Raw genomic sequence first — 25,938 nt, forward strand, 5'->3', positions numbered from 1 at the left:
TCTTGCGGGCACCGCCAATGGCGGCACCGGCCAGGGTCTTCATTGGTCCCGGTGAGATCGCATTGACCCGAATGCCTTCGGGGCCAAGATCATTGGCCAGATGGCGTGTGGCACTTTCCAGTGCGGCCTTGGCCACGCCCATGACGTTGTAGTTCGGGGTCACCCGGTTAGAGCCGCCATAGGTCAGGGTCAGCAGGGTGCCGCCATTGTCCTTCATGAAGGGATGCGCACGGCGCGCCACCTCAATGAAGGAATAGGCCGAGATATCCATCGAGTTCTTAAAGTTCGCCCGGCTGGTGTTCAGGATCCGGCCTGTCAGCTCGGATTTGTCCGAATAGGCGATGGCATGGACAACAAAATCGATGCTGTCCCAGCGGCTGCCCAATTGTTCAAAGGCGGCATCCAATGATGTGTCATCGGTGACGTCCACATCGACCATAAAATCACTGCCGACGCTCTGCGCCAATGGGGCCAGACGCTTACCAAAGGCCTCACCCTGGTAGGTGAAGGCCAGCTCGGCACCGGCCTCAGCCATGGCCTTTGGCAATGCCCCATGCGATGGAACGCTCATTGGCAACGCCCATGATCAATCCGCGTTTGCCCGTCAACAATCCTGACATTATGAGGTTATCCTTTGTATTTGCTCAAAACCATCGACCCATTGGTGCCGCCAAAGCCAAAGCTGTTGGTCATGACACAGTCGAGGCCTGCGTTTTCCACAAGATCGGTGGCAATCTCGCCGGGCAGAATGCCGTCGGCCAGAGTGTCCACATTGATCGAAGGGGTTGATAAAGTCGTTGTCCAGCATCAAGAGGCAGAAAATCGCCTCCAGGGCACCGGCCGCCCCCTGGGCATGACCTGTCATGGATTTGGTGGAGGAGACCGGTGCCGTCTGGCCTTCGCCAAAGACGCGGCGCACCGCCTCAACCTCACCAACATCGCCCACCGGGGTCGAGGTGCCATGGGCATTGATATAGCTGACCTTGCGGCCCTCGGGGAGGGTGGACAGGGCCAGACGCATGGCGCGCTCGCCGCCCTCACCAGAGGGGGCCACCATGTCGTGCCCATCCGAGGTTGCGGCGTAGCCCACCACTTCGGCGTAGATCTTGGCGCCACGCGCCAGCGCATGGTCGAGATCTTCCAGCACCACGATGCCGCCGCCACCAGAGATGACAAAGCCATCCCGGTTCTGGTCAAAGGCCCGGCTGGCTGCGGTTGGGTCGTCGTTTTTCTTTGAAGACATCGCGCCCATGGCGTCAAACAGGCAGGACAGGGTCCAGTCCAGCTCTTCGCCGCCACCGGCAAACATCACGTCCTGTTTGCCCATCATGATCTGCTCGGCCGCGTTGCCGATACAGTGCAGCGAGGGGGAGCAGGCCGAGGTGATGGAATAGTTGATGCCCTTGATCTTGAACGCCGTCGCGAGGTTGGCCGAGACCGTAGAGGACATGCATTTTGGCACCGCAAAAGGCCCGATGCGTTTGGTGGCGCCAGTCTTGGCAACCACCTGATGCGCCGCCAGCATGGCCGAGGTCGACGGCCCACCAGAGCCCGCCACCAGACCGGTGCGGGTGTTGACGATCTGATCCTCGGTCAGGCCGGCATCGGCAATCGCCTGGCTCATGGCGATATGGGCATAGGCGGCGCCATCGCCCATGAACCGCAGGGTGCGTTTGTCCACCAGTTCCTTGGTGTCCATCTTCAGAGTGCCCGCGACCTGGCTGCGAAAGCCGTGCTCTGTCATTTCGGGGCTCGCCTCGATACCGGATTTCCCGGCTTTCAGCGAGGTCAGAACCTCTTCAACATTGTTTCCGATGGAGGAGACGATCCCCAATCCAGTAACGACAACACGGCGCATCGGTGCACTCCCTTAATTGCTTATGCCTTAGTAGGCATTGCAGGGGAGAGGTGCAAGATAGCATGCTGGCGCGGCGCAGGCTGGATGCCGGTTTTGCGACGGACGGCAGCTGTGCGGACTTTAATGTCTTTCATAAAGATGGCTCGGAAGTCCGCTTTCCGTTTGATAGCTGGATCAGCTAAGATCACCGTATGGCGGATTTCAAATCACAAATCGCGCGTCACTGTAACACCTTGAACGAGTTGCATGAGCGCATCCACGCAACTCTTGAAGTGCGGGACCGTTCAGAAGCCAACAGGCGCGCTTGGAAAGACGCATGCAGCAAGTTTCAGGGCTTTCAGTCGGACGTTAACAAATACTTGGATAAAGTCAGCGCCGAAACAGTTTCGCAAGACAAGCAGATCAGACAATTTGTCTTCGATTTCCTATCCCTTGATCCCATTTTTTATCGATCAGGATACGAAAAAGAGCGCATACTGAGAGTGCTCAAAAAATTCGACTTAACGGATCATGAAAAGACGGTTCTGCGTCAGACAATCCTCCGTCGCATTCGCAACGGCGCCCTGCGGGAGTTTCGTCGGTTTTGTCAATTCATTCCACAGGTTCAGACTGAAAATTTTATAAATGAACTTCAAGCGGCTGCCCGATCTACCGACGAGAACATCAAGCGACGAGCAGTATTTGCGCTGGAGTATGTCGTCGCGCAGTCGTGTTGTCCAGCCGTTGAAACCGGTCGTTCGCTGCCAAGCATGAGCAAGTAGGTTTGGGCTAGGAACGGACCTTCGGTCAATAAAAAAGAGGCCCGAGGGCCTCTTTTACGTCTTGCGGGGTAAAGCTTCTTACGCCTCAGACAGAACGACCTTCATGTCCTTGACGTCATAGATCATCTCGCCATCTGCCTCGACGATGCCGTCCGCAACACCCATGGTCAGGCGGCGGGTCTGGATCGCTTTTTTGAAATCAATCTTGTAGGTCAGCATCTTGCGCTCTGGCCGCACCATACCGGTGAGTTTGACCTCGCCGACGCCCACGGCCATGCCGCGTCCCTGCCAGCCGCGCCAGCCCAGGTTAAACCCGGTCAGCTGCCACAGACCATCCAGACCCAGACAGCCGGGCATGATCGGGTTGCCGGGGAAGTGGCATTCAAAGAACCACAGATCCGGGTTGATATCGAATTCCGCAACAATATGGCCCTTGCCGTGGGCGCCGCCGTCGGCGCTGACTTCGGTGATGCGGTCCATCATCAGCATTGGCGGGGCCGGGAGCTGGGCATTGCCTGGCCCAAAAAGCTCTCCACGGGCACATTTCAGCAAGTCGTCTTTGTCAAAACTGCTAGGGTAATCGGCCATGCTGGCGCGTCTCCTGCCTGAGGTGTTTCATGGGTTTTTCTTCCTGTAGCACCCGGCTTAAGGGTCCTGCAAGGGGAGTGAGCCTTGTGGTGCGGGGAGAATGTGTCGCGGGGATAGGCCCTGATGTTAACGCGATTTGGGGATTCCGTTTGAAAACCGCAACTCATTCGCAGTATAAATGCCAATAGCAACGCGATGCAGGAACCGCTCATGACGCCAAACAGCGAAGATGTGGCCACAAATTGGTTGGTTGAGGCCGGGCTGCGCCCGACGCGGCAACGGCTTGCTCTGGCCGCGCTTTTGGTTGGCGACGGCAAGCATCGCCATGTCACAGCCGAAAGCCTTTTTGACGCCGCCAAGACCAAAGGCGACAGTGTGTCGTTGGCAACTGTCTACAATACGCTGCGGGCTTTTTGCGAGGCTGGCGTGTTGCAGGAGATCACGGTTGATGGATCAAAAAGCTATTTTGACACCAATACCCATGATCATCCGCATTATTTCTGGGAAGATAACAGTCTGGTGACCGATGCCCCGTCTGACCAATTGGTGATCCAGCGCCTGCCGGACGCGCCGGAGGGCATGGAGATTGCCTCGGTTGATGTGGTGATCCGCCTGCGCAAGATCTGAGTACCGCGCCCCAGCCTTTCTGCACCGTTTTTGCATCATGCGCCTGAGTGCCTGTTCTGACTAAAGCGATGACCGGCATCTGACGGGTGATTGAGGCCGCACTGCAAGTCGCTATCCAGTGGAGGCACCTGTGGCGAATCGGTTTTTGAGGTCGTTTGAGGCATCATCTGCCACAGAGACTGTCCGCCAGTGATTCATTCCGGGAAATCTACAGAGAAATCCATCCGTGCAGCGGCGTCAGGCAGAGCACGCCTTTCGGCCTGACCAGATTTTGGCCTGTCCAGATTTTACCCTGTCCAGATTTCGACCTGACCAGAGCATTTATGATTTGAAACCAATGCAGGATATGGGCAGGTTCGGCGCAACCAACCCTATATCGCCGACGGAGGCCATCATGGTGCACGCTCTTATCACTCAGGATCACATCGATCAGTTCCAGCGCGATGGCGTTGTCCTCATCAAAGGCCTGTTCAAATATCAGGTGGACCAGCTGCGGCAGGGGGTGGCCCAAAACATGGCGGATCCCGGCCCCTATGCCTCAAACAATGAAAAGCCAGGCCAGACCGGGCGCTTTTTTGATGACTATTGCAACTGGCCGCGCATCCCCGATTTTGAGCAGGCGATCAAAGCCTCGCCGGTGGCCGAAGTGGCGGCAGACCTGATGCAGTCAGACCGGGTGCAGATGTTTCATGATCATGTGCTGGTGAAAGAACCCGGGACCTCGATGGCCACCCCCTGGCATCAGGACGGGCCGTATTATTTTGTTGAGGGGACGCAGACTGTCAGTTTCTGGTCGCCGCTGGACCCGGTCAAAGACGCCACCCTGCGCTGCGTCGCAGGCTCGCACAAATGGGAAAAAGAAGTGCTGCCAACCCGCTGGGTGTCGCAGGATGGCTTTTTTGCTGATGAGGGCCAGTACATGGCGGTGCCCGACCCCGACGCCGAAGGCATGAGTATTCGTGAATGGGAGATGCAGCCGGGCGATGCGGTGGCCTTTAACTACAAAACTCTGCACGGGGCGCGCGCCAACACCAGCGACAGCCGCCGCCGGGCGTTCTCACTGCGTCTGGTGGGCGAGGATGTCCGCTATGTCGAGCGCCCCGGCCCAACCTCGCCGCCATATCCGGGCCACGAGATGCAGCCTGGCCAGCGCCTGCGCGAGGACTGGTTCCCGGTCTTGTTGCAGCGTTGAAGCTGCCGCCTCGTGTTCCGGCCTTTTGAGCGCTTAGCTTAAAGGGGCCTGGTCACGAGGCAAGCCCTCGCTGGGCAGCTCAAGGTGCAGGCGAAACGCGCTCAGAACCATTGCCCCGGCTCCATCAGGCCAAGATCCAGCAACTGCCGCGAGTGCCAGTCAAAGGGTGTCGAGTTGTGCCAGCGAAAGCTGTCGATGGCAAATTTCGACCCCGGATTGCGTTTCAGTGCCTTGGCGGTGCGGAAGGAGCAGATTGCGGCTGTCAGGTTGTGATGCCAGGGGCAGGCGTAGGTGTTGTATTCCTGATCGTTGAAGGTGTGATCCTCTTGCAGTTTCAGACCGCGTTTGGCCTGAAACAATGAGATCCGGTCAATTTTGCGGCTGGCCGGTGGAATGTGTCCCTCGTGGCGCCAGCGTCCCCCGCCAAAAAAGTCCAGCTGCCGCTCGCGTGGGGCCTTGGCCACCGTGTCATCGCGTGCCTGGGCGTAGTAGCCGGATTTGTCGAGAAAGGCCGTCTCAAGCGAGACCGCATTGGGGTGTTTCTCCAGGTCCCCCGCATAGATGTCGACCACATAGGTCAGGATGGCCGAACGCCGCTCTTCGGCGTGGAAGGTCAGCATTTCTGCCACCGAGCGGGTTTCGCAAAAGGGAAAGAACAGGAATTCGGCGTTGTAGCAATAATAGAGCCAGCAGCCCGGCTGTGCTGCGCCAATTACCCGGTTGATCGCCGCAAAGACCGTCTCGGGGGCGCTGCAGTCAAAAGGCACCCGGTGGATTTTGGCCTTGATATCGCGGGGCAGATCAAAGGCATCCGGCATCAGGGCAACAATGGTCTGAAAGCCTGATTGCAGATGATGGCGCAGGGTGGTGGCCACCTCAATATCGTCCTCGACAAAGATCAGCGCCACCGGCCCTTTGACCAGCAGGGCCTTCTGTTGTTGCAGAAAATCGTCCAGCGAGGAATACATCATGGTCTTGTGTCTCTGCTCATCAGCTGCCTTGCTGGCATTTGCTGCTAAAATCGGGTATCCCGCCTGCATTGCAAGCCGCGAGATTTGCCTTTATGGCAGGCCGTTGTTCCCACCCCTGCTGGAAGGCACCTCAGATATGACCGCCCCGAAGAAGCTGTTTATCAAGACCTATGGTTGTCAGATGAATGTCTATGACAGTGAACGCATGGCCGAAGCGCTGGGCGGGGAGGGCTATGTCGAGACCAAGACGGCGGATGACGCCGATATGATTTTGCTCAATACCTGCCACATTCGCGAAAAAGCGGCCGAGAAGGTCTATTCCGAACTGGGACGTCTGAAGCAGCTGAAGGTGGCAAAGCCGGATCTCAAGATTGGCGTTGCGGGCTGTGTGGCGCAGGCCGAGGGCAAAGAGATCATGCGCCGCCAGCCGGCAGTTGATCTGGTGGTCGGCCCGCAAAGCTATCACCGCCTGCCCGAAATGGAGCAAAAGGCGCGCGGTGGCGCGCAGGTGATCGACACCGATTTCCCTGAAGAAGACAAATTCGAGAAACTAAAGCGCCGCCCCAAGGCAAAACGCGGCCCCACGGCGTTCCTCACGGTGCAGGAAGGCTGCGACAAGTTCTGCGCCTTTTGCGTGGTGCCCTATACCCGGGGTGCCGAGGTGTCGCGCCCGGCGGACCGCATCCTCACCGAGGCCCGCGATCTGGTGGAACGCGGCGTGCGCGAAATCACCCTGCTGGGGCAAAACGTCAATGCCTATCACGGCGCCGGGGCCAATGGGGATCTGACGCTGGCGCAGCTGATCTGGGAGCTGGACAAGGTGGACGGGCTGGAACGCATCCGCTTTACCACCAGCCACCCGAACGACATGATGGATGATCTGATCGAGGCGCATGGCACCTGCAAAAAGCTGATGCCCTATCTGCATCTGCCGGTGCAGGCGGGCTCGGACAAGATCCTGAAGCGGATGAACCGCAGCCATACCGCAGACAGCTATCTGCGCCTGCTGGAGCGGATCCGTGCGGCGCGGCCTGATATTTTGATCTCCGGCGACTTTATCGTGGGCTTTCCCGAAGAGACCGAAGAAGACTTTCAGGCCACTCTGGATCTGGTGGAAGAAGTCAAATACGGCACCGCCTATTCCTTTAAATACTCCACCCGCCCCGGAACCCCGGCAGCGGAACGGCCGCAGGTTGACCCGGCTGCGGCCGATGACCGTTTGCAGCGCCTGCAGGCCCTGTTGACCCGCCAGCAGCGCGAGATCCAGGACAGTATGGTGGGGCGCGAAGTCAGCGTGTTGTTTGAGCGGCCCGGTCGCTTTGAGGGCCAGATGCTGGGCAAATCTGAGTATCTGCACGCGGTCCATGTGGGCAATTGCGGCCGTGCCGCTGGTGATCTGGCGCGGGTCCGTATTGTGGCATCGCGCACCAACTCCCTTGCTGGAGAGCTGATCGACTAGACGCGGGTCCTGACCCTGGCAGGGGATCCGCAGGCCTTGCGTTCTGAGGGGCGCGGGCGGTGTGCCATGCCGGGCTATGCCATGCAGGGTGGTTATTATGTGTGATTCGATACCCGGCGTTTGAAGTTTGATTTCAAGGGGAAAACTCGTAAGCTCTGTCCATGCGGATGCAGAGTGAGTCATTATTGCAGCGTTGCCGGATACAATTGAAGCAAAATTATATGAGTGTCGCGTGAAACCGCATAATCTGGTGTAAAAGGCCTCATATGTGGGGGTATTTTTACGAAAATGCCGTGTAGATTGTTGCTGATAACCTGAGTGTTAGGAATTTTAAGCGGCAAGCTCCCTGGGGGGGACTTAGGTGAAGGAAACCTGGTTGTGATGACTATTAAAGCAAAAAAAATGTTCACTCTGCTTGCCGCTGCCGTGGCTGCGGTTGGCCTGTCGACGGCGTCGGTGCAGGCGCAGAATACGACACGGACCGTCGTTGGTGAACGCTATATTCCAACGATCTGGGTTGACCCGGATGGCTGTGAGCATTGGGTGATGGATGATGGCGCCGAGGGCTATATGACGCCGCATGTGACGCCTGATGGCAAACCTGTCTGCCGTCGTGGTACCCTGTGCGGTGTGATGGAGACGGATCAGTTCTTTGCCACCGACAAACATTACATCAATGCTGCCGGTAAATCGCGTTTGCAGGAGTTTTTCAACTCTAACAAGGGCAATGTCCGGTCGTTTGTGATTGCGGGCCACACAGATAGCCGGGCCTCGGATGAGTACAATATCCGCCTGTCTCAGCGTCGGGCCAATGCGGTCGCAGGTGTCGCCAAATCGGTTGGCGCGCGCATTGCTGATATTCGTGCCTATGGTGAGCGGGACCCACGCGTGCCCAACACCAGCGCGTCAAACATGGCGCAGAACCGTCGCGTCGAAATCTACTGCCTGCGCTAAAGAAGGACATCAAGATGCATTTTTTCAAAGCAACAGCCCTGTCCCTTGCTCTGGCAGCTGTGACGGCCTGCGGACCAACCGCTGATAAAACCCGCGATCAACACATTGGTGACTCGTCCAATGCCGACCTGTCGCGCATGAAAGCCGGTATTTGGGTCGACCCCCAGGGCTGTGAGCACTGGATTATCGATGATGGCCTTGAGGGCTACGCCGATCTTCGCCGCACCCCGGATGGCAAACCGGTCTGTAACAGCCCGCTGCCGCGCAATGTCGCAACCGGCCCCTTCAAGTCAGGGTCGAGTTTCCCAGATTCCCTCTAGGGATCTGCTGCAGTTCTATCTCAAAATGGCCGTCCTTATTTCAGGGCGGCCATTTTTATTTGGGGTTTATTTGGGGCGACCGTTTTTGTTGCAGTGCGCCTTTTTTCGTCATTTGCCGAAATTTGCGCCCGGCGTGCTTGCACCTGCCGTGCGGCGGAGGCAGACTAAACGGAGAAACACCAAAAACAGGAGCCACCATTGGCCACAGGTGCCCGGATCGAGCCGACAAACAGTGACAGCGCGCATGATGTGCTGCTCGAATTCCCTGACAACCGCTTGTTGATCGATCTTTGCGGAGAATATGATCGCAACCTCGCGGAAATAGAGCAGAAAATTGGCGTCCAGATTATTCGCCGGGGCAATCAGCTTTCGGTTCTGGGGGAGGAGGCAAAGCGTGAGCAGGCCTCTGAAGTTCTCATTGCATTATATGACAGGCTGGAGACGGGGCGCAGTGTCGAGCGCAGCGATGTCGACCGCGAGTTGCGCATGGGGCAGGCGCCGGATGCGGGCGCCGATGACCAGCTTGAGATGTTCAAGGGAGGCCATGTCGAAATCAAGACCCGCAAAAAACTGGTCGAGCCGCGCACCGATGCACAAAAGGCCTATGTGCGCTCGCTGTTTGAGCATGAGCTGGCCTTTGGGATTGGACCCGCCGGTACGGGCAAGACCTATCTGGCGGTGGCCGTTGGAGTGAACCTTTTTATGACGGGACAGGTCGACAAGATCATCCTGGCGCGCCCGGCGGTTGAGGCGGGTGAAAAACTCGGCTACTGCCGGGGGATATGAAGGACAAGGTCGACCCCTTTATGCAGCCGCTTTATGACGCCCTGAATGATTTTCTGCCAGGAAAGCAGCTGGCCAAGCTGCTGGAGGAAAAGCAGATCGAAAGCGCGCCGCTGGCCTTTATGCGCGGACGGACGCTGTCGAACGCTTTTGTGGTGCTTGACGAGGCGCAAAATGCCACCTCGATGCAGATGAAGATGTTTTTGACCCGGCTGGGCGCAGGCTCACGCATGGTGGTCACCGGTGACCGCACCCAGGTAGACCTGCCACGTGGGGTGACCTCGGGTCTGGCGGATGCCGAGCGGCTGCTGGCGCCCATCTCGAAAATCAGCTTCAACTACTTTACGGCCCGCGATGTTGTGCGCCACCCACTTGTGGCGGCCATCATCGAAGCCTATGACGCCGACACACCACCCGCCTGACGCAGGCTGGTTTGGAAGGGGCCGCAATGGGGGGCTCTGCATTGAGGGCGAAGGCAGGTCATGGCGCTGGATATCACAGTTGAGGACAATCGCTGGCAGGACGCGGGGCTGGAAGCCCTGGCGCAGCAGGCGGCTGAGGCGACCCTGTCGCATTTCGATCTTGAAAGCGAAGACTGCGAGATTGCATTGCTCGCCTGCGATGATGCGCGCATTGCCGTTCTTAACGCAGAGTTTCGCGGCAAACCTGTTGCCACCAATGTGTTGAGCTGGCCGGCCGAGGATCTGGCTGCCGCGGATCCCGGAGGCCAGCCGCAGCTGCCGGAGGCGGATTTTACCGGCGAGATCCCGCTGGGGGATATCGCGATTGCCTATGACACCTGCGCGCGCGAAGCCACTGACGCAAATAAGCCGCTGTCAGATCATTTGCGTCATCTGGTTGTTCACGGAGTGTTGCATCTTTTGGGTTATGATCACATTCGCGACCTTGACGCCACAGTGATGGAGGCCTTGGAGGTCGAGATACTTGGCAATATGGGTCTAGATAACCCATATACAATCAATGGCAGCCTCTGAGAGGCATTTTGGATAGGACAAATGGGCGATATAGAAGGCAGTTCTAACGCGGCGCATGGCGCGCTGCAGAACACCACCAGCATTGAGGCAGAAGCCCGTGCTGCGGAACAACCAGGGTTCTGGGAACGGATTTTTGGCTCTTTTACGCCAGATGCCCCCAGGCAGGAACCGGTGGTCGTGCAGGAGCAAAAGCCGGAGATCCAGTCTCATGGCATGATCAACCTGCGCCGTATGCGGGTCGAGGATGTCGCCATCCCCTCTGCAGAAATCCTCTCAGTGCCTGTATCCATTGAGCGCGACGATCTGGTGCAGGTGTTTCGCGACAGCGGCTATACCCGAATTCCGGTCTATGAAGGCACCCTGGACACGCCGCTTGGCTTTGCTCACCTAAAGGATTTTGCCCTCACCCACGGGTTCAATGGCGGCGGCAAGCCCTTTGATCTGGCCAAGATGCTGCGGCCTTTGTTGTTTGTGCCGCCCTCGATGCCGATTGGGGTGTTGATGGCAAAGATGCAGGCAGAGCGCCGCCATATGGCGCTGGTGATCGACGAATACGGCGGGGTGGGCGGGCTTGTGACCATCGAAGATCTGATTGAACAGGTGATCGGTGAGATCGAGGACGAACATGATCCCGGCGAAGACCAGACCTGGTATCTGGAAAAGCCCGGCTGCTACATTGCGCTGGCCCGCACCCCTTTGGATGAGTTTGAGGCCGAGATCGGCCGCTCGCTCACCGGCCATGAGGATGTGGATGCCGAAGAAATAGATTCTCTCGGAGGCCTTGTTTTTATGCTCTCGGGCCGGGTTCCGGCGCGGGGCGAGGTTATAGTGCATCCCGATGGACCCGAATTTGAGGTCATGGATGCTGATCCCCGTCGCATCAAACGCCTGCGGGTGATGCTGCCGGACGCTGCCGCGTGACGAGGGCCCTGGGGGCCAGACTCGTCAGGGCGGCGGGGCGTCGGGCGCAAACTGGGTGGCCACGCTGTTGTCCTTTGGGCTTGGCGCCCTGCTGTCGGTGTCTCTTGCGCCGATGCATATCCTGCTGAGCCTGCCTGTGGCCGCTGGCGGCATTGGCATGATTGCCCTTTGGGCCCGCACGGCTTTGCAGGGCGCGGTGATCGGCTGGCTGATTGGCCTTGGCTATTTCAGTTTTGGCCTGTCCTGGATTGTTGAACCCTTTCAGATTGATGCGGAGCGCTATGCCTGGATGGCGCCCTTTGCGCTGGTTTTCCTCGCCGCAGGTCTGGCGCTGTTTTGGGGCCTGGCCTTTGGTCTGGCTGCGCGCTGGAGCCGGGGAGGGCCGCGCCTTCTGCTCCTGATTGCATTTTGGTCGCTGGCTGAATTTGGCCGCGCCTATCTGTTGACCGGCTTTCCCTGGGCGGGGTTTGGCCAGTTTTGGATAGAGACCCCCGCAGCGCAACTGCTGCCTTTGGTTGGGGCACAGGGCCTGTCCTTGCTGACGCTTGTGGTCCTGCTGCCGCTGGCTCTGGTGCGCCGCCGCCCGCTTCTGGCGATCGCGCCGTTGCTTTTGGTGGCGCTTGGGGGCTATGCCCTGTCGCCTCTGCCCGCGCTGGAAATGACCGACACACGGGTGCGACTGGTACAGCCCAATGCACCGCAGGCGGAAAAATGGCTGGCCGAGCGCCGATGGGATTTTGTCCGCCGCGCTATTGAGTTGAGCGAAACGCCCGCGAGCCCAGACCAGTCAAGCCCGGAGCAGCCCGCCCCGGATCTGATCATTTGGCCCGAGACCACAGTGCCGCAATTGCTGAACAACGCTGAGGACACCCTGTCCGCGATCCGCAGCCGCATTGGCCCTGTGCCCTTGCTGCTGGGTATCCAGCGGCGCGAGGAGGAGCGCTACTATAATTCTGCAATCCTGCTGGATGCGGCGGGTGGCGTGAGCCAGACCTATGACAAAACGCATCTGGGGCCGGTTGGAGAATACGTCCCCTTTGGGGATCTGATGGCCCGGTTTGGCATCTATGGCTTTGCGGCGCAGTCGGGGGCTGGGTACTCTGCGGGCTCTGGCCCGGGGCTGATGGATCTTGGCATTGGGCTTGCAATGCCGCTGATCTGCTACGAGGCGGTGTTTGCCCAGGACGTGAACGCGGTGCCGGTACGGCCCGATATGCTGGTCCAGATCACCAATGATGCCTGGTTCGGCACCCGCTCGGGGCCCTATCAGCATCTGGTGCAGGCCCGGCTGCGCGCCGCCGAGCAGGGTTTGCCGATGCTGCGCGCCGCCAATACAGGCATCACCGCAATGATCGACCCCTATGGCCGCATGCGCGAAAGCATCCCCCGCGGCCAGGCCGGGGCCGTGGACGCGGCTTTGCCAAAACCGCTGCCCGCAACGCTCTATAGTCGCACGGGCGACTGGCCTGTTTTTCTGCTCACCTTGATTTTGGCGCTGTTGGGGGCCAAATTGGCACAAAGACCGGTGCTGCGCTCATAGTTGGTTAACGTCTGCTGACTATTGATTGACCTCTAGTGCGACCCCGCGTAAATCAGTTTTATTCCTCTCACAACGGCTTCCTGGCGTGACGAGGTGAACTCAATGGAGCGTTTTCATGTCCCGCAAGAACTATACTTTCACCTCGGAATCCGTGTCCGAAGGCCACCCGGATAAGGTCTGCGACCAGATCTCCGATGCTGTTCTGGACGCCTTTTTGGCGGAAGAACCCGAAGCGCGCGTTGCCGCTGAAACCTTTGCCACCACCAATCGCGTTGTGATTGGCGGCGAGGTTGGCCTCTCCGATCAGGATAAGCTGCACGACTATATGGGGCGGATCGATGCGATCACCCGCGCCTGTATCAAAGACATCGGCTATGAGCAGGAGAAGTTTCACCACGAAACTGTGAAGGTGACAAACCTGTTGCACGAACAGTCCGCACATATCGCCCAGGGCGTTGATGCCTCCGGCGACAAGGACGAAGGTGCCGGTGATCAGGGCATCATGTTTGGCTATGCCACCACCGAGACGCCGCAATTGATGCCGGCGCCGATCCAGTACAGCCACGCCGTGCTGCGCCGCCTCGCCGAGGTGCGCAAAAATGGCACCGAGCCTGCGCTGGGTCCCGATGCCAAATCGCAGCTGTCTGTTGTCTATGAGAACGGCAAGCCGGTGCGTATCAGCTCGCTGGTGCTGTCGACCCAGCATCTGGACGAAAGCCTCACCTCCAGTGATATCCGCGCCATCGTGGCACCCTATTTCCATGAGGTGTTGCCCGAAGGCTGGCTGACAGACGAAACCGTCTGGCATGTGAACCCTACGGGTAAATTTGTCATCGGTGGCCCCGATGGCGATGCGGGTCTCACAGGGCGCAAAATTATCGTTGATACCTATGGCGGCGCAGCGCCCCATGGTGGTGGTGCCTTTTCGGGCAAAGACCCGACCAAGGTCGACCGCTCGGCGGCCTATGCGGCGCGCTATCTGGCTAAGAACGTTGTGGCGGCCGGCATGGCAGAACGCTGCACCATTCAGCTGTCGTATGCGATTGGTGTCTCAAAGCCCCTGTCGATCTATGCCGATACCCATGACACGGGTGAGGTTGACCCGGAGGCGATTGAACGGGCGATTGATCAGGCGATGGATCTGACACCGCGTGGCATTCGCCAGCACCTGGGCCTGAACAAGCCGATCTATCAGCGCACTGCGGCCTACGGTCACTTTGGCCGTGAGCCGGATGCGGATGGTGGCTTCAGCTGGGAGCGCACAGATCTGGTTGAGGCTTTGAAAAAGGCCGTTTGATCACCGGTTTGAATACGGGTGTAAATGTTTTTCACAAAGGCGGGCCAGGTGCCCGCCTTTTTTATGCCCGCCTTTTTTGTGCCCACCTATATTCGGCCCGCCTATATTCTGTCGGCCTCTTCTCGGGAAAGCGGCCAGGATCGCGCGCGGTGAACGGGAGGTTTTCTCTCTTGGTCTGAGGGGGCGTCCTGGTCCATTGTAGCGGATAGCCCCTGCCAAAGGACTGGACCCAGACCATATGACCCGCTTGCTTGCAGCCTGTGCGCTTACCCCTGTTCTCGCTTCAGTTCTAGCCTGTGCGCTCGCTATTACGCCTGCTTTTGCCAAAGAGCCGCTCTCTGATAAATTCGAGGTCGCGGGTGCGGTGTTGATATATGACACGGAAAAGACCGGCGATGAAATCCGGGATGAGGATGTCAGTCAGCTGAAGCGGGTTCTGAGCCGACACAGGCAGATCAGGGAGCTGCAGCTCAACAGCAGCGGCGGCAGTGTTTTTGCAGGCACTGAAATGGCCGGGGTCGTGCTGCACTATGCGCTTGATACCCATGTGGCGGGCGAATGCGTGAGTGCCTGCGTTGATGTGTTTCTCGCCGGAAACCGCCGCCGGATGGCGCGTGGATCCAAGATCGGCTTTCATCACCGCAGTTGGGGTCCGCAGGCGGTTCAAAGCTATTATCGCGACCAGCGCAAAGAGAAGGACTGGGCCACGCCTTTTGAATTCGGCTCCTGGATCTACGGTGACACCCAGAGCGAAATCTACGAACATCTGATCTATATGGTCTCGCGGGGGGTGGAACCGGGGTTTGCCGTGGAGACCCTGCAAGCCGTTGCCAGCGAAGAGTGGTATCCGTCGCGAACGCAACTGATCTCGGCTGGCGTGTTGCGCGAGGGGCGGGGGGCAGAGTGAGGCGCTGAAGGCCGCGGCGTGGGGCGCTGGATCCCGTCTCTCTTGACCTGAGGCCCGGCTTGCGGCAGATGGACGGCCAACCCGGCGCGGGCCTTGTTGCAAGACCCCGCTTTGAGCCCGCGTGAACAGAGGATGAGCCCAGCCGATGGCCGAAGATAAAACGCCCCGTGATGCAGGCCCCGTTGCCGATCCATCAGACACGTCGCGCCCTGAGGGCTCGGTGCAGGCCGAAGGGGCCCATGTGAGCGGCGCGCCCTGGCGCAATTTTTATGGCCGCTTCAGTGGCAAGACCCTGAAGGACAGCCAGCGCCGCTATCTCGCTGAGGACCTCGCGGATCTTAGCCCCGGTGCCGTGGGCTGGGACGAAAACCCCGACCGCACTCCGCTGGATCTTGAGGCGCTGTTTGGCGGCCGCGAGACCTGGCTTGAGGTTGGCTTTGGCGGTGGTGAACATCTGGTGCATCAGGCCAGCTCAAACCCGGATGTCGGCATCATCGGGGCTGAGCCCTTTATCAATGGCGTGGCCATGCTGCTGGGTAAGATCCGTAAGGCGGGCTGCGACAATATCGCGGTGCATCCGGGCGATGCCCGCGATCTGATGGATGTGATCCCGCCTCAGTCGATTGCCAAAGCGTTTTTGCTCTACCCCGACCCCTGGCCAAAGACCCGCCACCACCGCCGTCGCTTTGTGACGCAGGAGCATCTTGAGCCCCTGGCGCGCTGCCTCAAACCGGGTGCGATCTTTCGTGTGGCCACCGATATTCCCGACTATGTGCGCCAAACCCTCGAAGAGGTGCCAAAGGCGGGGTTTGAGTGGCTGGCAAGCGAGGCTGCCGACTGGCGTGAACCCTGGGAGGACTGGATCTCGACCCGCTATGAGCAAAAGGGGCTGCGCGAGGGGCGCACTCCAACCTATCTGACCTTCCGCCGCCTCGGCTAGGCGTAAAGGGCGGGCAGGGGATCGGCGCTGGACCCTTCCTGTGTAATTCGTTACCGATAGCGCAAACAGAACAGACTGCACCCTAGGCAGACACGACAAAGACAAAGGAAGCGCCATGTCCGGACACGGTACCCCCATCCCGATGACGTCACACCGTGCCGCGCCGCTCAACGGTGTCGCCGAGGTGCCCGGGGATAAATCGATCTCGCATCGCTCGCTGATTTTGGGCGCTATGGCGGTGGGTGAGACCAAAATCTCGGGCCTGCTGGAAGGCGATGATGTGTTGGACACGGCCAGGGCGATGCAGGCCTTTGGCGCTGAGGTGGTGAACCACGGCGGCGGCAACTGGTCGGTTTACGGCGTTGGCGTCGGTGGCTTTGCCGAGCCGGATCACGTGATTGACTGCGGCAATTCCGGCACCGGAGTGCGGCTGATCATGGGGACCATGGCGACATCACCTATCACCGTGACCTTTACGGGCGATGCCAGCCTCAATGGCCGTCCCATGGCGCGGGTGACCGATCCGCTGGCGCTGTTTGGTGCCAAAACCGTTGGCCGCAAGGGTGGCCGTTTGCCGATGACCATTGTGGGCGCGGCTGATCCGACACCGGTGCGCTACGTGGTGCCGGTGCCCTCGGGCAGGTGAAATCCGCCGTGCTGCTGGCAGGGCTGAACGCGCCCGGAAAAACCGTGGTGATCGAAAAAGAAGCCACCCGCGATCATTCCGAACGCATGTTGGCGGGCTTTGGCGCTGAGATCACTGTCGAGGACAGCGATGAGGGCCGGGTGATCACCCTCACGGGCCGCCCCGAGCTGAAACCGCAGGTGATTGCGGTGCCGCGCGATCCTTCCTCGGCGGCCTTTCCGGTCTGTGCTGCGCTGATCACGCCGGGCTCTGATGTGCTGGTGCCGGGCATTGGCCTGAACCCCACCCGAGCGGGCCTGTTTTACACGCTGCAGGACATGGGCGCTGATCTGACATTTGAGAACCCGCGCGAAGAAGGCGGTGAGCCGGTTGCCGATCTGCGCGCGCGCTACTCTCCCAACATGACGGGCATCGCGGTGCCGCCGGAACGGGCCGCCTCGATGATCGACGAATATCCTGTGCTGTCGGTGGTGGCCTGCTTTGCCAGCGGCAAGACCATGATGGCTGGGGTAAAAGAGCTGCGGGTGAAGGAAAGCGACCGAATCGACGCGATGGCACGCGGGCTGCGCGCCAATGGCATCACCGTGGACGAGGGCGAGGACTGGTGGTCGGTTGAGGGGCTGGGCCCGGATGCGGTTCCCGGTGGTGGCACCTGCGAGAGCTTCCTGGATCACCGCATTGCCATGTCCTTTATGGTCATGGGCATGGGGGCGCAAAATCCTGTGTCGGTGGATGACGGCACCCCGATCACCACGTCTTTTCCGATTTTTGAACCTCTGATGACTGGCCTTGGTGCCAAGTTGAGCAAAGGCTGATGACATTGCGGGCGGCATACTGGATTTGTTTTGCCGCCGCGCTGGCCGTCTACCTTTGCATGGTTCTTTGGACCTTGCCGACAATCAGTCTGGCTGCCGGGGGACTAGCTCCGTTTGATCTGCGCCCGACAGGCTATTCAGAGGTTGAGGCACGCGCCTTTCTGACTGCGCTGACCGAACAGGGCAGGGCGCTTTATAGCGGGCCGCAGCGTCTTTTGGATCTGGCCTATCCGGTGCTTTTGGCCCTTGTCTTGATCGGTGCGATTCGGGCCTGTTTTACCCGCCCCTGGGTACGAAGTGTGCTGATAGCTGCGGCTGTTTTGGGGATGTTGGCTGACTATTGGGAGAATAACCTGGTTGCGACCCTGCTTGCCGGAGAGGTGAGCGCGGCGCAGATTGCAGCCGCGAGCCAAGCCACCGTTGTGAAATCTATTGCCAGCGGTCTGGTGATGACAGCGGTGGTTCTGGCGCTGTTGCGGGGAGGTTTGAAGAGATGGAAGACGAGATGACAACCAGTTTCACAATTGCAATTGATGGGCCAGCTGCCGCGGGCAAGGGAACGATTTCCAAGGCGATTGCAGCGGAGTTGGGTCTGGCGCATCTGGACACTGGCCTCCTGTATCGGGCCGTGGGCGCCAGAACACTGGAAGGTGTGGCGCCGATTGAGGCGGCGCTGTCGCTCTCGGCTGCTGATCTTGAGCGCCCGGACCTGCGGGGGCCGGAGGTGGCACAGGCGGCGTCAAAGGTGGCGGTGATTGCAGAGGTGCGCGCCGCACTGGTTGATTTTCAGCGTGCCTTTGCCCGTCGCGCCGGGGGCGCCGTGTTGGATGGCCGCGACATCGGTACGGTGATCTGCCCCGAGGCTGAGGTGAAGCTTTTTATCACCGCCAGCGCCGAGGTCCGCGCCAGGCGCCGCTTTCTGGAGCAGGAGGCCAAGGGGCAGGCGATTGCGCTGGAGGAGGTTCTGGCCGATGTGAAGGCCCGGGATGAGCGGGACATGAATCGCGCCGAGGCGCCGCTGCGTGCGGCAGAGGATGCGGTACTGATTGATACCAGTGAGCTGGAAATCGATGAGGCCGTAGCAAGCGCGTTGCGCGTCATAGACGCCCGCCGCCGGTAAAAAAGACCCTCCTTTCTCACAGGTCATGCTCTCATCGGGGCCTGCTTTTATACGGCCTGTTCTCATCGGACCTGTCGCGATGAATCCGTTCTGGCCCCCGGTGTGGCGGGCCTGCCACCGTGCGTGTCCTGGCCGTCAGTCGAGATTTTTTTGGCGGGAGATGGTTTTTTTCGCGTTGCGGTATTGAACTGAACAGTTCAGTTCTAAATAAGGAAGGAGCAAACCTTCCAATGACGGGAAAGATTATGTTTCTAGAGAAACTGAACTGGCGCTACGCAACAAAAAAGATGGACCCCTCCAAAACGGTTCCCGAAGAGGACGTGGCCAAGATTGTTGAGGCGGTCCAGCTGGCTCCGACCTCCAGCGGCTTGCAGCCCTACGAGCTGTTGGTGATCCGCAACGCCGATGTGCGTGCCGCCATTCGCCCGGTTGCCTGGGATCAGGCCCAGATCACGGATGGCTCGCACCTGTTGGTTTTTGCCGCCTGGGACGACTACAGCGAAGCGCGCATTGACGCCGTTGTTGATCAGATGGCCGAAGAGCGCGGCGGCAGAAGCGACATGCTGCAGGGCTACTATGACCGCCTGAAGGCCATGTATCTGCCGCGCACGGATGAGGAAAACTACGCCCATGCGGCGCGCCAGGCCTATATCGGCCTTGGCTTTGCTCTGGCGGCTGCCGCAGAGCTGGGTGTGGACAGCACCCCGATGGAAGGCTTTGACCCGGCACAGGTCGATGAGATTTTGGGCCTGAAAGCAAAGGGTATGCGCTCGGTTCTGTGGCTGCCGCTTGGCTACCGCGACGAGAGCGGTGACTGGCTGGTGAACCTCAAGAAGGTACGTAAGCCATTGGGCACATTTGTGACCAATATCGACTGAGTAAGGCGAGGCCTGCAGAGATTACACAAGGCCACCGGGACTTAGCCGGTGGCCTCTTGTTTGAGCGGTGTGCAGGGACCGTTCAAAGTGCTGCGTGAAAGGGCAATAAAATATGGTTTTTCCTTGCGCGCCGGGGGGCAAAAGGCTATAGCCCGCAGCGTCTACAAGGTGAAAACACCGCAGAATAAAAGAGATTCGAGCAGGGTCGGTGCATCCGGCCCTCTTTCGTTTTGCACAAAACCTGTGACCAACCGCAAGACCGGTGGAGACAACCACCCGGCCAGAAAACCAATGTAAAGGACATCTGAGACCTCATGGCTCAAAACGTATCTATGGAGGATTTCGAAGCCCTCCTGAATGAAAGCTTCGAAATGGACACCCCGAATGAGGGGTCCGTTGTTAAAGGCAAGGTTATCGCGATCGAAGCGGGCCAGGCCCTGATCGACGTCGGCTACAAAATGGAAGGCCGCGTTGACCTGAAAGAATTTGCCAACCCTGGCGAAGCTCCCGAGATCGCAGTTGGTGACGAAGTTGAAGTCTTCCTGCGTTCCGCTGAGAATGCCCGTGGCGAAGCTGTTATCTCCCGTGAGATGGCGCGCCGCGAAGAAGCCTGGGACCGTCTGGAAAAAGCCTATGCCGACGACGAGCGCGTCGAAGGTGCGATCTTTGGTCGTGTCAAAGGTGGCTTTACCGTCGATCTGGGTGGCGCAGTTGCCTTCCTGCCCGGCAGCCAGGTTGACGTCCGCCCCGTGCGCGACGCAGGCCCGCTGATGGGTCTGAAGCAGCCGTTCCAGATCCTGAAAATGGACCGTCGTCGTGGCAACATCGTTGTCTCCCGTCGTGCGATCCTCGAAGAATCCCGCGCCGAGCAGCGCGCCGAAGTTATCGGCAAGCTCACTGAAGGTGATTCGGTTGACGGTGTGGTCAAGAACATCACCGAATACGGTGCCTTTGTTGACTTGGGCGGCGTAGACGGCCTGCTGCACGTCACCGATATGGCATGGCGTCGTGTGAACCACCCCTCCGAGATCCTGGCGATTGGCGAAACCGTCAAGGTTCAGGTCATCAAGATCAACAAAGAGACCCATCGTATCTCCCTCGGCATGAAACAGCTGCAGGAAGACCCATGGGATCTGGTTGGCGCCAAATATCCGCTCTCCTCGGTCCACAAAGGCCGTGTTACCAACATCACCGATTACGGTGCATTTGTTGAGCTGGAGCCCGGTGTTGAAGGTCTGGTCCACGTCTCTGAGATGTCCTGGACCAAGAAAAACGTCCACCCCGGCAAGATCGTTTCGACCAGCCAGGAAGTTGACGTCATGGTTCTGGAAATCGACGGCTCCAAGCGCCGCGTTTCCCTGGGTCTCAAGCAGACACAGCGCAACCCATGGGAAGTCTTCTCGGAAAGCAACCCCGAGGGCACCGAAGTCGAAGGCGAAGTCAAGAACATCACCGAATTCGGTCTGTTCATTGGTCTCGACGGCGACATCGACGGCATGGTCCACCTGTCCGACCTGTCCTGGGACGAGCGCGGCGAAGATGCGATCCAGAACTACCGCAAAGGCGACATGGTTTCGGCCGTTGTCTCCGAAGTGGATGTTGAAAAAGAGCGTATCTCTCTCTCGATCAAAGCCCTGGGCGGCGACAAGTTCGCAGAAGCCGTGGGCGGCGTGAAGCGTGGCTCTATCGTCACTGTGAACGTCACTGCCATCGAAGAAGGCGGCATCGAAGTCGAATACGAAGGCATGAAGAGCTTCATCCGTCGTTCCGACCTCAGCCGTGATCGTGCAGAGCAGCGCCCTGAGCGTTTCTCGGTTGGCGACAAGGTCGACGTGCGCGTCACCAATGTCGACAGCAAGACCCGTCGTCTGGGTCTGTCGATCAAAGCCCGCGAGATTGCAGAAGAAAAAGAAGCTGTTGAGCAGTATGGCTCCTCGGATTCCGGCGCATCGCTGGGCGATATCCTGGGTGCAGCTCTGAACAACGACTGATTTTCGAGCAGCATTTAGGTGCTAAGCTATTTGAGCGGCCCTGCCATTTTGGTGGGGCCGTTTCTTTTTGGGCGGTTTTCCACCGTCGTCTCCGATGCCACAGACGCCGCGGATATTTTCGGATTTGACCTGCGATTTTTCAGAGCCGCCGTTGGGCCCGACCGCGGCACGCTCTGAAATCGTGCTGATATTCAGTTGCGAATCAACTACTTCTATTCCCGCTACGCAGCGCCGCCTGCAGAGTGGAAAAATGACGTGACGGTACTGTGACGCGGTGAAATATCAGAATTTGTGCGCGTTTAACGAGGTTTACGGGGCAAATAGCAACAAGCCCCCGTCTGTTTTAGTTCCTAGAGCGCGCATTTGTACCTATAGTTGTCGTTAGCCGGCAAAGGCTTGCGTAGTTTTGGGAGGGCAGGAAGTATGATCCGTTCTGAATTGATTCAGAAGATTGCAGACGAAAACCCGCACCTGTATCAGCGGGATGTCGAAAGGATCGTGAACACGGTATTCGAGGAAGTGACTGACGCAATGTCCCGGGGTGACCGGGTGGAATTGCGCGGTTTTGGTGCTTTCTCGGTCAAGCAACGGGATTCGCGGGTAGGCCGCAATCCACGCACGGGTGAAACGGTCCAGGTAGAAGAAAAACATGTTCCGTTCTTCAAGACCGGTAAGCTCTTGAGGGACCGCCTGAACGGAAAGGCCTAAATGCGCTATATTCGCTACGCTATCCTGGGATCTCTGGGAATTGTGTTGGTCTCGGTTTGCCTGGCAAACCGTGCCATTGTTGAGCTGAAACTGCTGCCGTCGGTTTTAGAAGAGCTTATGGGGGTGAACCCCACGATCTCGCTGCCGCTGTTTGTGGTGGTGATCGGTGGCCTTGGCGCCGGCTTGGTGATCGGCTTTATCTGGGAATGGCTGCGCGAGCACAAACATCGCCGTGCTGCGGGCACTCAGACCCGCGAGGTCAAAAAGCTGTCTCGTGAAGTGCAGAAGCTGAAGCAGCAAAAACATAAGGGCAAAGATGACGTTCTGGCCCTTCTGGACGAGCACAACTGAGCGCCGCGATGAGTGCAATCCGGGTGAAAATCTGTGGGCTCAAAAGCCCGCAGGACGTACGGGCGGCTGCCGACTCTGGTGCTGCCTATGTCGGCTTTGTCTTTTTCCCAAAGTCCCCGCGCAATATCTCTGTTGAAGAGGCGGCCAGGATTGCGCTGGAGGTGCCTGTGGGCCTGTGCAAGGTGGCGCTGACTGTCAACGCAGATGACGCCATGCTGGATGCGCTGACCTCTGCCGTGCCGCTGGATATGCTGCAGCTGCATGGCAGCGAAAGCCCCGAGCGGGTGGCGGCGGTCAAGGCGCGATATGGGCTGCCGGTAATGAAAGCGATTGGCGTGGCGGATGCCGAGGATCTGGCACAGATCGACCTTTATGCGCAGGTCGCGGATCATCTTTTGATCGACGCCAAGCCACCAAAGGGCGCGGATCTGCCTGGCGGCAATGGGCTTGCCTTTGACTGGCGGCTGCTGGCCGGGCGCAAATACTGGCAATGCCCCTGGATGCTGGCGGGGGGGTTGACCCCCGACAATGTCGCCGAGGCGATTCGCATGACAGGCGCGCGTCAGGTCGATGTGTCTTCGGGTGTCGAAAGCGCTCCGGCCAGAAAGACGCGGATTTGGTTGCCCGCTTCACGGCGGCGGCATTGTCTGCCTGAACTGGTTGTCTGAACTGGCTGTCTGAACTGGCCGCCTTAACCTGGCCGTCCAGACTGGCCACCTAAAACTTGCCGCGTAGCTCTGACACGAAATTGTGAAACAGATAAAAAGACGGGCGCAGATGCAGGTTCTGTTTGAGTGAGGCGGGGCAGGGGGGGTGAAACCTGCAGGGGAGCGCGGAAAATCCTGCTTTGGCTCTCTTTACCCGCCTGCGCCTGCGCGATACTCATATCCAGCGCTGCACAAAGGGAAGAACCATGGCCAACGATCTTTTCAACAGCTTTATGAACGGACCCGACGAAAAGGGTCGCTTTGGTATCTTTGGAGGCCGGTTTGTCTCGGAAACCCTGATGCCTTTGATCCTGAGCCTGGAAGAGGAATACGACCGGGCCAAAGACGACCCGACCTTTTGGGCTGAAATGGATGATCTGTGGAAGCACTATGTGGGTCGCCCCAGCCCGCTCTATCATGCTGAGCGTCTGAGCGCCCATCTGGGCGGTGCCAAGGTCTATATGAAGCGCGACGAGCTGAACCATACCGGCGCCCATAAGATCAACAATGTGCTGGGGCAGATCCTGCTGGCGCGCCGCATGGGCAAGACACGGATCATCGCGGAAACCGGAGCCGGACAGCACGGTGTGGCAACGGCCACCGTCTGTGCCAAATTTGGCCTGAAATGCGTGGTCTACATGGGGGCGCATGATGTGAAGCGTCAGGCGCCCAACGTGTTCCGCATGCGTCTTTTGGGCGCCGAAGTGATCCCTGTCACCTCGGGTCGTGGCACCCTGAAGGATGCGATGAATGACGCGCTGCGGGACTGGGTGACCAACGTCAAAGACACGTTTTACTGCATCGGCACCGCTGCGGGTCCGCACCCCTATCCGGCATTGGTGCGTGATTTTCAGTCGATCCTCGGCAAAGAAGTCCGCTGGCAGCTGGCAGAGCAGGAAGGCGAAGGCCGTCTGCCTGACACTCTGATCGCGGCCATTGGCGGTGGCCCTAACGCGATTGGCCTGTTCCATCCCTTCCTCGACGACAAATCCGTCAATATCATCGGGGTTGAGGCCGGTGGCAAAGGGGTTGACGACCGCATGCAGCACTTTGCTTCGCTGACTGGTGGCCGCCCGGGCGTGCTGCACGGCAACCGGACCTACCTGTTGCAGGACGAGGATGGCCAGATCCAGGAGGGGTTCTCGATCTCTGCCGGGCTCGACTATCCGGGCATTGGCCCTGAGCATTCCTGGCTTCATGACACGGGGCGCGCGCAATATGTGTCGATCACCGACAAAGAAGCCCTGGAGGCGTTCCAGCTGTCCTGTGCGATGGAAGGCATCATCCCGGCGCTGGAGCCCAGCCATGCGCTGGCGCATGTGATGAAGATCGCACCCGAGCTGCCAAGCGACCATATCATTGTGATGAATATGTGCGGCCGTGGCGACAAGGATGTCTTTACCGTGGCCAAGCACCTCGGCTTTGACATGTCTGACACCGAAGAAGGCCGCAGCTTCGAGGATTAATCCTCGCGGCCGGGTTCTGTTGCCCAGCCGTGTCTTCCAGTCGTGGCATCCTTTGCCGTGGCTCCGGTGCCCCGGCAAAGGGCCAAAAATAATTGGCCGATCTGACGCAATTCAGGTCGGCCAATTCAATTTCTAGCCCGCTTTCAAGCCAGGTCAGCTCTCACGCCTGGATTAGGCTTTGTGACAGGTCAGCTTTCGTGGATGACGGTTTCAAAACCTTCAAAGCTGGGATGCCCCATGATCGGGCTTTCGCCTTCGCTTTTGCCGGCATTGCGGTGCGACGCCCGGAACTGCTCGGATTTGGTCCAGGCTTCAAAATCCTCGCGGCTGTCCCAGACAACATGGCTGGAATAGAGGCAGGAGTCTTCGCTCGCGGGGCCTTTCAGCAGGCGGAATTCGCGAAAGCCCTTAAGCTCGTTCAGGTGAGATTCACGGGATTTCCAGATCTGTTCAAAGTCGGCTTCACGTCCGGGGCGAATCTTGAAACGGTTCATAGCGATAAAGCTCATGCCGGTCTCCTTTGTTTGTATACAGAGGCTGGCGTTGGCGGCCGAGGGACCGCAGAAGCTGGCTACTGAGGTGGCATAGCTGCAAAACTGGTCGGGGGTCAATCTCCCAGACCACAGGTGCTGGTATTATCCCGGTAAAACCTTAGTCGCGCCGGCCATTCAGTCTGACGTCATGGCTTTGCAGCAGCGGCATTGGTACGATTTCGAGGGCCCGGAAATGGGTCGCGGCAAGAGAGACCAGCGGGGCACAGCCTTCGTCGGCGGCCTGCAGAAAGCGACTGGCGCAAAGGCACCAGGTGTCGCCTGGCTTCAGCCCGGCAAAGCCGTATTCTGGCCGCGCGGTTGAGAGATCGTTTCCGACATATTTGGAATAGGCCAGGAACTCTGCTGTCATCACCGCACAGACCGTATGACTGCCCTGGTCCTCGGCGCAGGTGTTGCAATGTCCATCGCGGAAAAATCCGGTGAGGGGGACCATCGAGCACGGCTCAAGCGGCCCGCCCAAAACATTTATGCTGGTGTCCTGTTTCATGCGGTCCACTCTACAATACTCGTACATTCTTTTGGAACATTTTGTCCGGGTCCTGTCCAGGCCCGGACCTATGGTGTGCTGTTTGACAAAAATGCCGGGGCG

At 58.9% G+C, this 25,938-nt stretch carries 24 protein-coding genes, 5 pseudogenes and 1 riboswitch; of the genes and pseudogenes, 23 read left to right on the top strand and 6 right to left on the bottom strand.

Annotated elements, in window-relative coordinates:
* Both B4968_RS00935 and fabB read right to left on the bottom strand, forming a co-directional pair.
* Window positions 1–620: pseudogene (locus B4968_RS00935) on the bottom strand (enoyl-ACP reductase FabI); the annotation flags it as partial.
* Between the two features lie 7 nt (window positions 621–627).
* Window positions 628–1,858: pseudogene (gene fabB, locus B4968_RS00940) on the bottom strand (beta-ketoacyl-ACP synthase I).
* Window positions 1,859–1,908: 50 nt separating this feature from the next.
* On the opposite strand from fabB, the gene B4968_RS25030 reads away from it, so the two are divergent.
* Together B4968_RS25030 and B4968_RS00945 are read left to right on the top strand one after the other, a co-directional pair.
* A complete protein-coding gene (locus B4968_RS25030) occupies window positions 1,909–2,040 on the top strand; it encodes a hypothetical protein (RefSeq protein WP_277620901.1) in 132 nt (43 codons plus the stop codon).
* A 9-nt stretch (window positions 2,041–2,049) separates the two neighbouring features.
* Window positions 2,050–2,619 carry a hypothetical protein gene (locus B4968_RS00945; protein ID WP_083095864.1) on the top strand — a complete coding sequence of 190 codons (570 nt, stop codon included), beginning with the start codon at window positions 2,050–2,052 and terminating at the stop codon, window positions 2,617–2,619.
* A 78-nt stretch (window positions 2,620–2,697) separates the two neighbouring features.
* Here B4968_RS00945 and fabA read toward each other — a convergent pair whose 3' ends face one another.
* Window positions 2,698–3,207, bottom strand: coding sequence for a bifunctional 3-hydroxydecanoyl-ACP dehydratase/trans-2-decenoyl-ACP isomerase (fabA, locus tag B4968_RS00950; RefSeq protein ID WP_083095866.1), 510 nt, complete (start codon window positions 3,205–3,207; stop codon window positions 2,698–2,700).
* 210 nt (window positions 3,208–3,417) lie between these two features.
* Here fabA and irr point away from each other — a divergent pair, with 210 nt between their 5' ends.
* Both irr and B4968_RS00960 read left to right on the top strand, forming a co-directional pair.
* The gene (irr, locus tag B4968_RS00955; RefSeq protein ID WP_083095918.1) at window positions 3,418–3,834 is read left to right on the top strand and encodes a Fur family transcriptional regulator Irr; all 417 of its coding nucleotides are present in this window, start codon (window positions 3,418–3,420) and stop codon (window positions 3,832–3,834) included.
* 394 nt (window positions 3,835–4,228) lie between these two features.
* Window positions 4,229–5,026: a phytanoyl-CoA dioxygenase family protein gene (locus B4968_RS00960; protein WP_083095919.1), complete on the top strand. Its 798-nt coding sequence runs from the start codon at window positions 4,229–4,231 to the stop codon at window positions 5,024–5,026.
* Window positions 5,027–5,127: 101 nt separating this feature from the next.
* Here the strand turns inward: B4968_RS00960 and B4968_RS00965 are convergent, their stop codons facing one another.
* Window positions 5,128–5,997 carry a glycosyltransferase family protein gene (locus tag B4968_RS00965; protein WP_083095922.1) on the bottom strand — a complete coding sequence of 290 codons (870 nt, stop codon included), beginning with the start codon at window positions 5,995–5,997 and terminating at the stop codon, window positions 5,128–5,130.
* Between the two features lie 136 nt (window positions 5,998–6,133).
* Here B4968_RS00965 and miaB point away from each other — a divergent pair, with 136 nt between their 5' ends.
* The 19 genes and pseudogenes from miaB to trpB all read left to right on the top strand — a co-directional run bounded on the left by miaB (window position 6,134) and on the right by trpB (window position 24,795).
* A complete protein-coding gene (gene miaB / locus B4968_RS00970; protein ID WP_083095921.1) occupies window positions 6,134–7,456 on the top strand; it encodes a tRNA (N6-isopentenyl adenosine(37)-C2)-methylthiotransferase MiaB in 1,323 nt (440 codons plus the stop codon).
* 381 nt (window positions 7,457–7,837) lie between these two features.
* Window positions 7,838–8,410, top strand: coding sequence for an OmpA family protein (locus B4968_RS00975; RefSeq protein ID WP_083095867.1), 573 nt, complete (start codon window positions 7,838–7,840; stop codon window positions 8,408–8,410).
* 14 nt (window positions 8,411–8,424) lie between these two features.
* Entirely contained in the window at window positions 8,425–8,730 is a 306-nt protein-coding gene (locus tag B4968_RS00980) for a hypothetical protein (RefSeq protein WP_083095869.1), read from the top strand.
* Window positions 8,731–8,928: 198 nt separating this feature from the next.
* A pseudogene (locus B4968_RS00985) lies at window positions 8,929–9,935 on the top strand (PhoH family protein).
* A 60-nt stretch (window positions 9,936–9,995) separates the two neighbouring features.
* Window positions 9,996–10,508: an rRNA maturation RNase YbeY gene (ybeY, locus tag B4968_RS00990; protein ID WP_083095870.1), complete on the top strand. Its 513-nt coding sequence runs from the start codon at window positions 9,996–9,998 to the stop codon at window positions 10,506–10,508.
* A gap of 21 nt (window positions 10,509–10,529) precedes the next feature.
* A complete protein-coding gene (locus B4968_RS00995; RefSeq protein WP_083095872.1) occupies window positions 10,530–11,429 on the top strand; it encodes a transporter associated domain-containing protein in 900 nt (299 codons plus the stop codon).
* A 55-nt stretch (window positions 11,430–11,484) separates the two neighbouring features.
* Complete coding sequence (lnt, locus tag B4968_RS01000) at window positions 11,485–12,969, top strand: apolipoprotein N-acyltransferase (RefSeq protein WP_338153180.1); 1,485 nt, start codon at window positions 11,485–11,487, stop codon at window positions 12,967–12,969.
* Between the two features lie 61 nt (window positions 12,970–13,030).
* A riboswitch (SAM-SAH riboswitch) is annotated at window positions 13,031–13,079 on the top strand.
* Window positions 13,080–13,084: 5 nt separating this feature from the next.
* Window positions 13,085–14,266 (top strand): methionine adenosyltransferase, encoded by a 1,182-nt coding sequence (gene metK, locus B4968_RS01005; protein WP_083095873.1) that lies wholly within the window; start codon window positions 13,085–13,087, stop codon window positions 14,264–14,266.
* Between the two features lie 238 nt (window positions 14,267–14,504).
* A complete protein-coding gene (locus B4968_RS01010; protein WP_083095875.1) occupies window positions 14,505–15,173 on the top strand; it encodes a COG3904 family protein in 669 nt (222 codons plus the stop codon).
* 145 nt (window positions 15,174–15,318) lie between these two features.
* Window positions 15,319–16,113, top strand: coding sequence for a tRNA (guanine(46)-N(7))-methyltransferase TrmB (trmB, locus tag B4968_RS01015; RefSeq protein ID WP_083095876.1), 795 nt, complete (start codon window positions 15,319–15,321; stop codon window positions 16,111–16,113).
* Window positions 16,114–16,228: 115 nt separating this feature from the next.
* Window positions 16,229–17,574 (top strand): annotated as a pseudogene (aroA, locus tag B4968_RS01020) (3-phosphoshikimate 1-carboxyvinyltransferase).
* A complete protein-coding gene (locus tag B4968_RS01025; RefSeq protein WP_083095877.1) occupies window positions 17,574–18,083 on the top strand; it encodes a hypothetical protein in 510 nt (169 codons plus the stop codon). Before aroA ends, B4968_RS01025 begins: the two are co-directional and overlap by 1 nt.
* A complete protein-coding gene (gene cmk / locus B4968_RS01030; protein WP_083095925.1) occupies window positions 18,080–18,694 on the top strand; it encodes a (d)CMP kinase in 615 nt (204 codons plus the stop codon). The genes B4968_RS01025 and cmk overlap by 4 nt, the downstream gene beginning before the upstream one ends.
* Before the next feature lie 245 nt (window positions 18,695–18,939).
* Window positions 18,940–19,572: an NAD(P)H-dependent oxidoreductase gene (locus B4968_RS01035; protein ID WP_083095927.1), complete on the top strand. Its 633-nt coding sequence runs from the start codon at window positions 18,940–18,942 to the stop codon at window positions 19,570–19,572.
* Between the two features lie 314 nt (window positions 19,573–19,886).
* Window positions 19,887–21,563, top strand: coding sequence for a 30S ribosomal protein S1 (rpsA, locus tag B4968_RS01040; protein WP_083095879.1), 1,677 nt, complete (start codon window positions 19,887–19,889; stop codon window positions 21,561–21,563).
* Window positions 21,564–21,986: 423 nt separating this feature from the next.
* Window positions 21,987–22,271, top strand: a complete 285-nt coding sequence (gene ihfB, locus B4968_RS01045; protein ID WP_009811081.1) for an integration host factor subunit beta — start codon at window positions 21,987–21,989, stop codon at window positions 22,269–22,271.
* Window positions 22,272–22,622, top strand: a complete 351-nt coding sequence (locus B4968_RS01050; protein ID WP_083095880.1) for a LapA family protein — start codon at window positions 22,272–22,274, stop codon at window positions 22,620–22,622.
* Window positions 22,623–22,630: 8 nt separating this feature from the next.
* Window positions 22,631–23,277: pseudogene (locus B4968_RS01055) on the top strand (phosphoribosylanthranilate isomerase).
* Between the two features lie 258 nt (window positions 23,278–23,535).
* Window positions 23,536–24,795, top strand: a complete 1,260-nt coding sequence (gene trpB, locus B4968_RS01060; RefSeq protein ID WP_083095928.1) for a tryptophan synthase subunit beta — start codon at window positions 23,536–23,538, stop codon at window positions 24,793–24,795.
* 188 nt (window positions 24,796–24,983) lie between these two features.
* Here trpB and hmuQ read toward each other — a convergent pair whose 3' ends face one another.
* Both hmuQ and B4968_RS01070 read right to left on the bottom strand, forming a co-directional pair.
* Window positions 24,984–25,304 carry a heme-degrading protein HmuQ gene (gene hmuQ / locus B4968_RS01065; protein ID WP_083095882.1) on the bottom strand — a complete coding sequence of 107 codons (321 nt, stop codon included), beginning with the start codon at window positions 25,302–25,304 and terminating at the stop codon, window positions 24,984–24,986.
* 142 nt (window positions 25,305–25,446) lie between these two features.
* Window positions 25,447–25,836, bottom strand: coding sequence for a DUF2237 family protein (locus B4968_RS01070; protein WP_083095883.1), 390 nt, complete (start codon window positions 25,834–25,836; stop codon window positions 25,447–25,449).
* Between the last annotated feature and the right edge of the window lie 102 nt (window positions 25,837–25,938).

Origin of the sequence: Pseudophaeobacter leonis (assembly GCF_002087335.1) — a bacterium.
In the GTDB taxonomy this organism is placed as follows: Bacteria; Pseudomonadota; Alphaproteobacteria; order Rhodobacterales; family Rhodobacteraceae; genus Pseudophaeobacter; species Pseudophaeobacter leonis.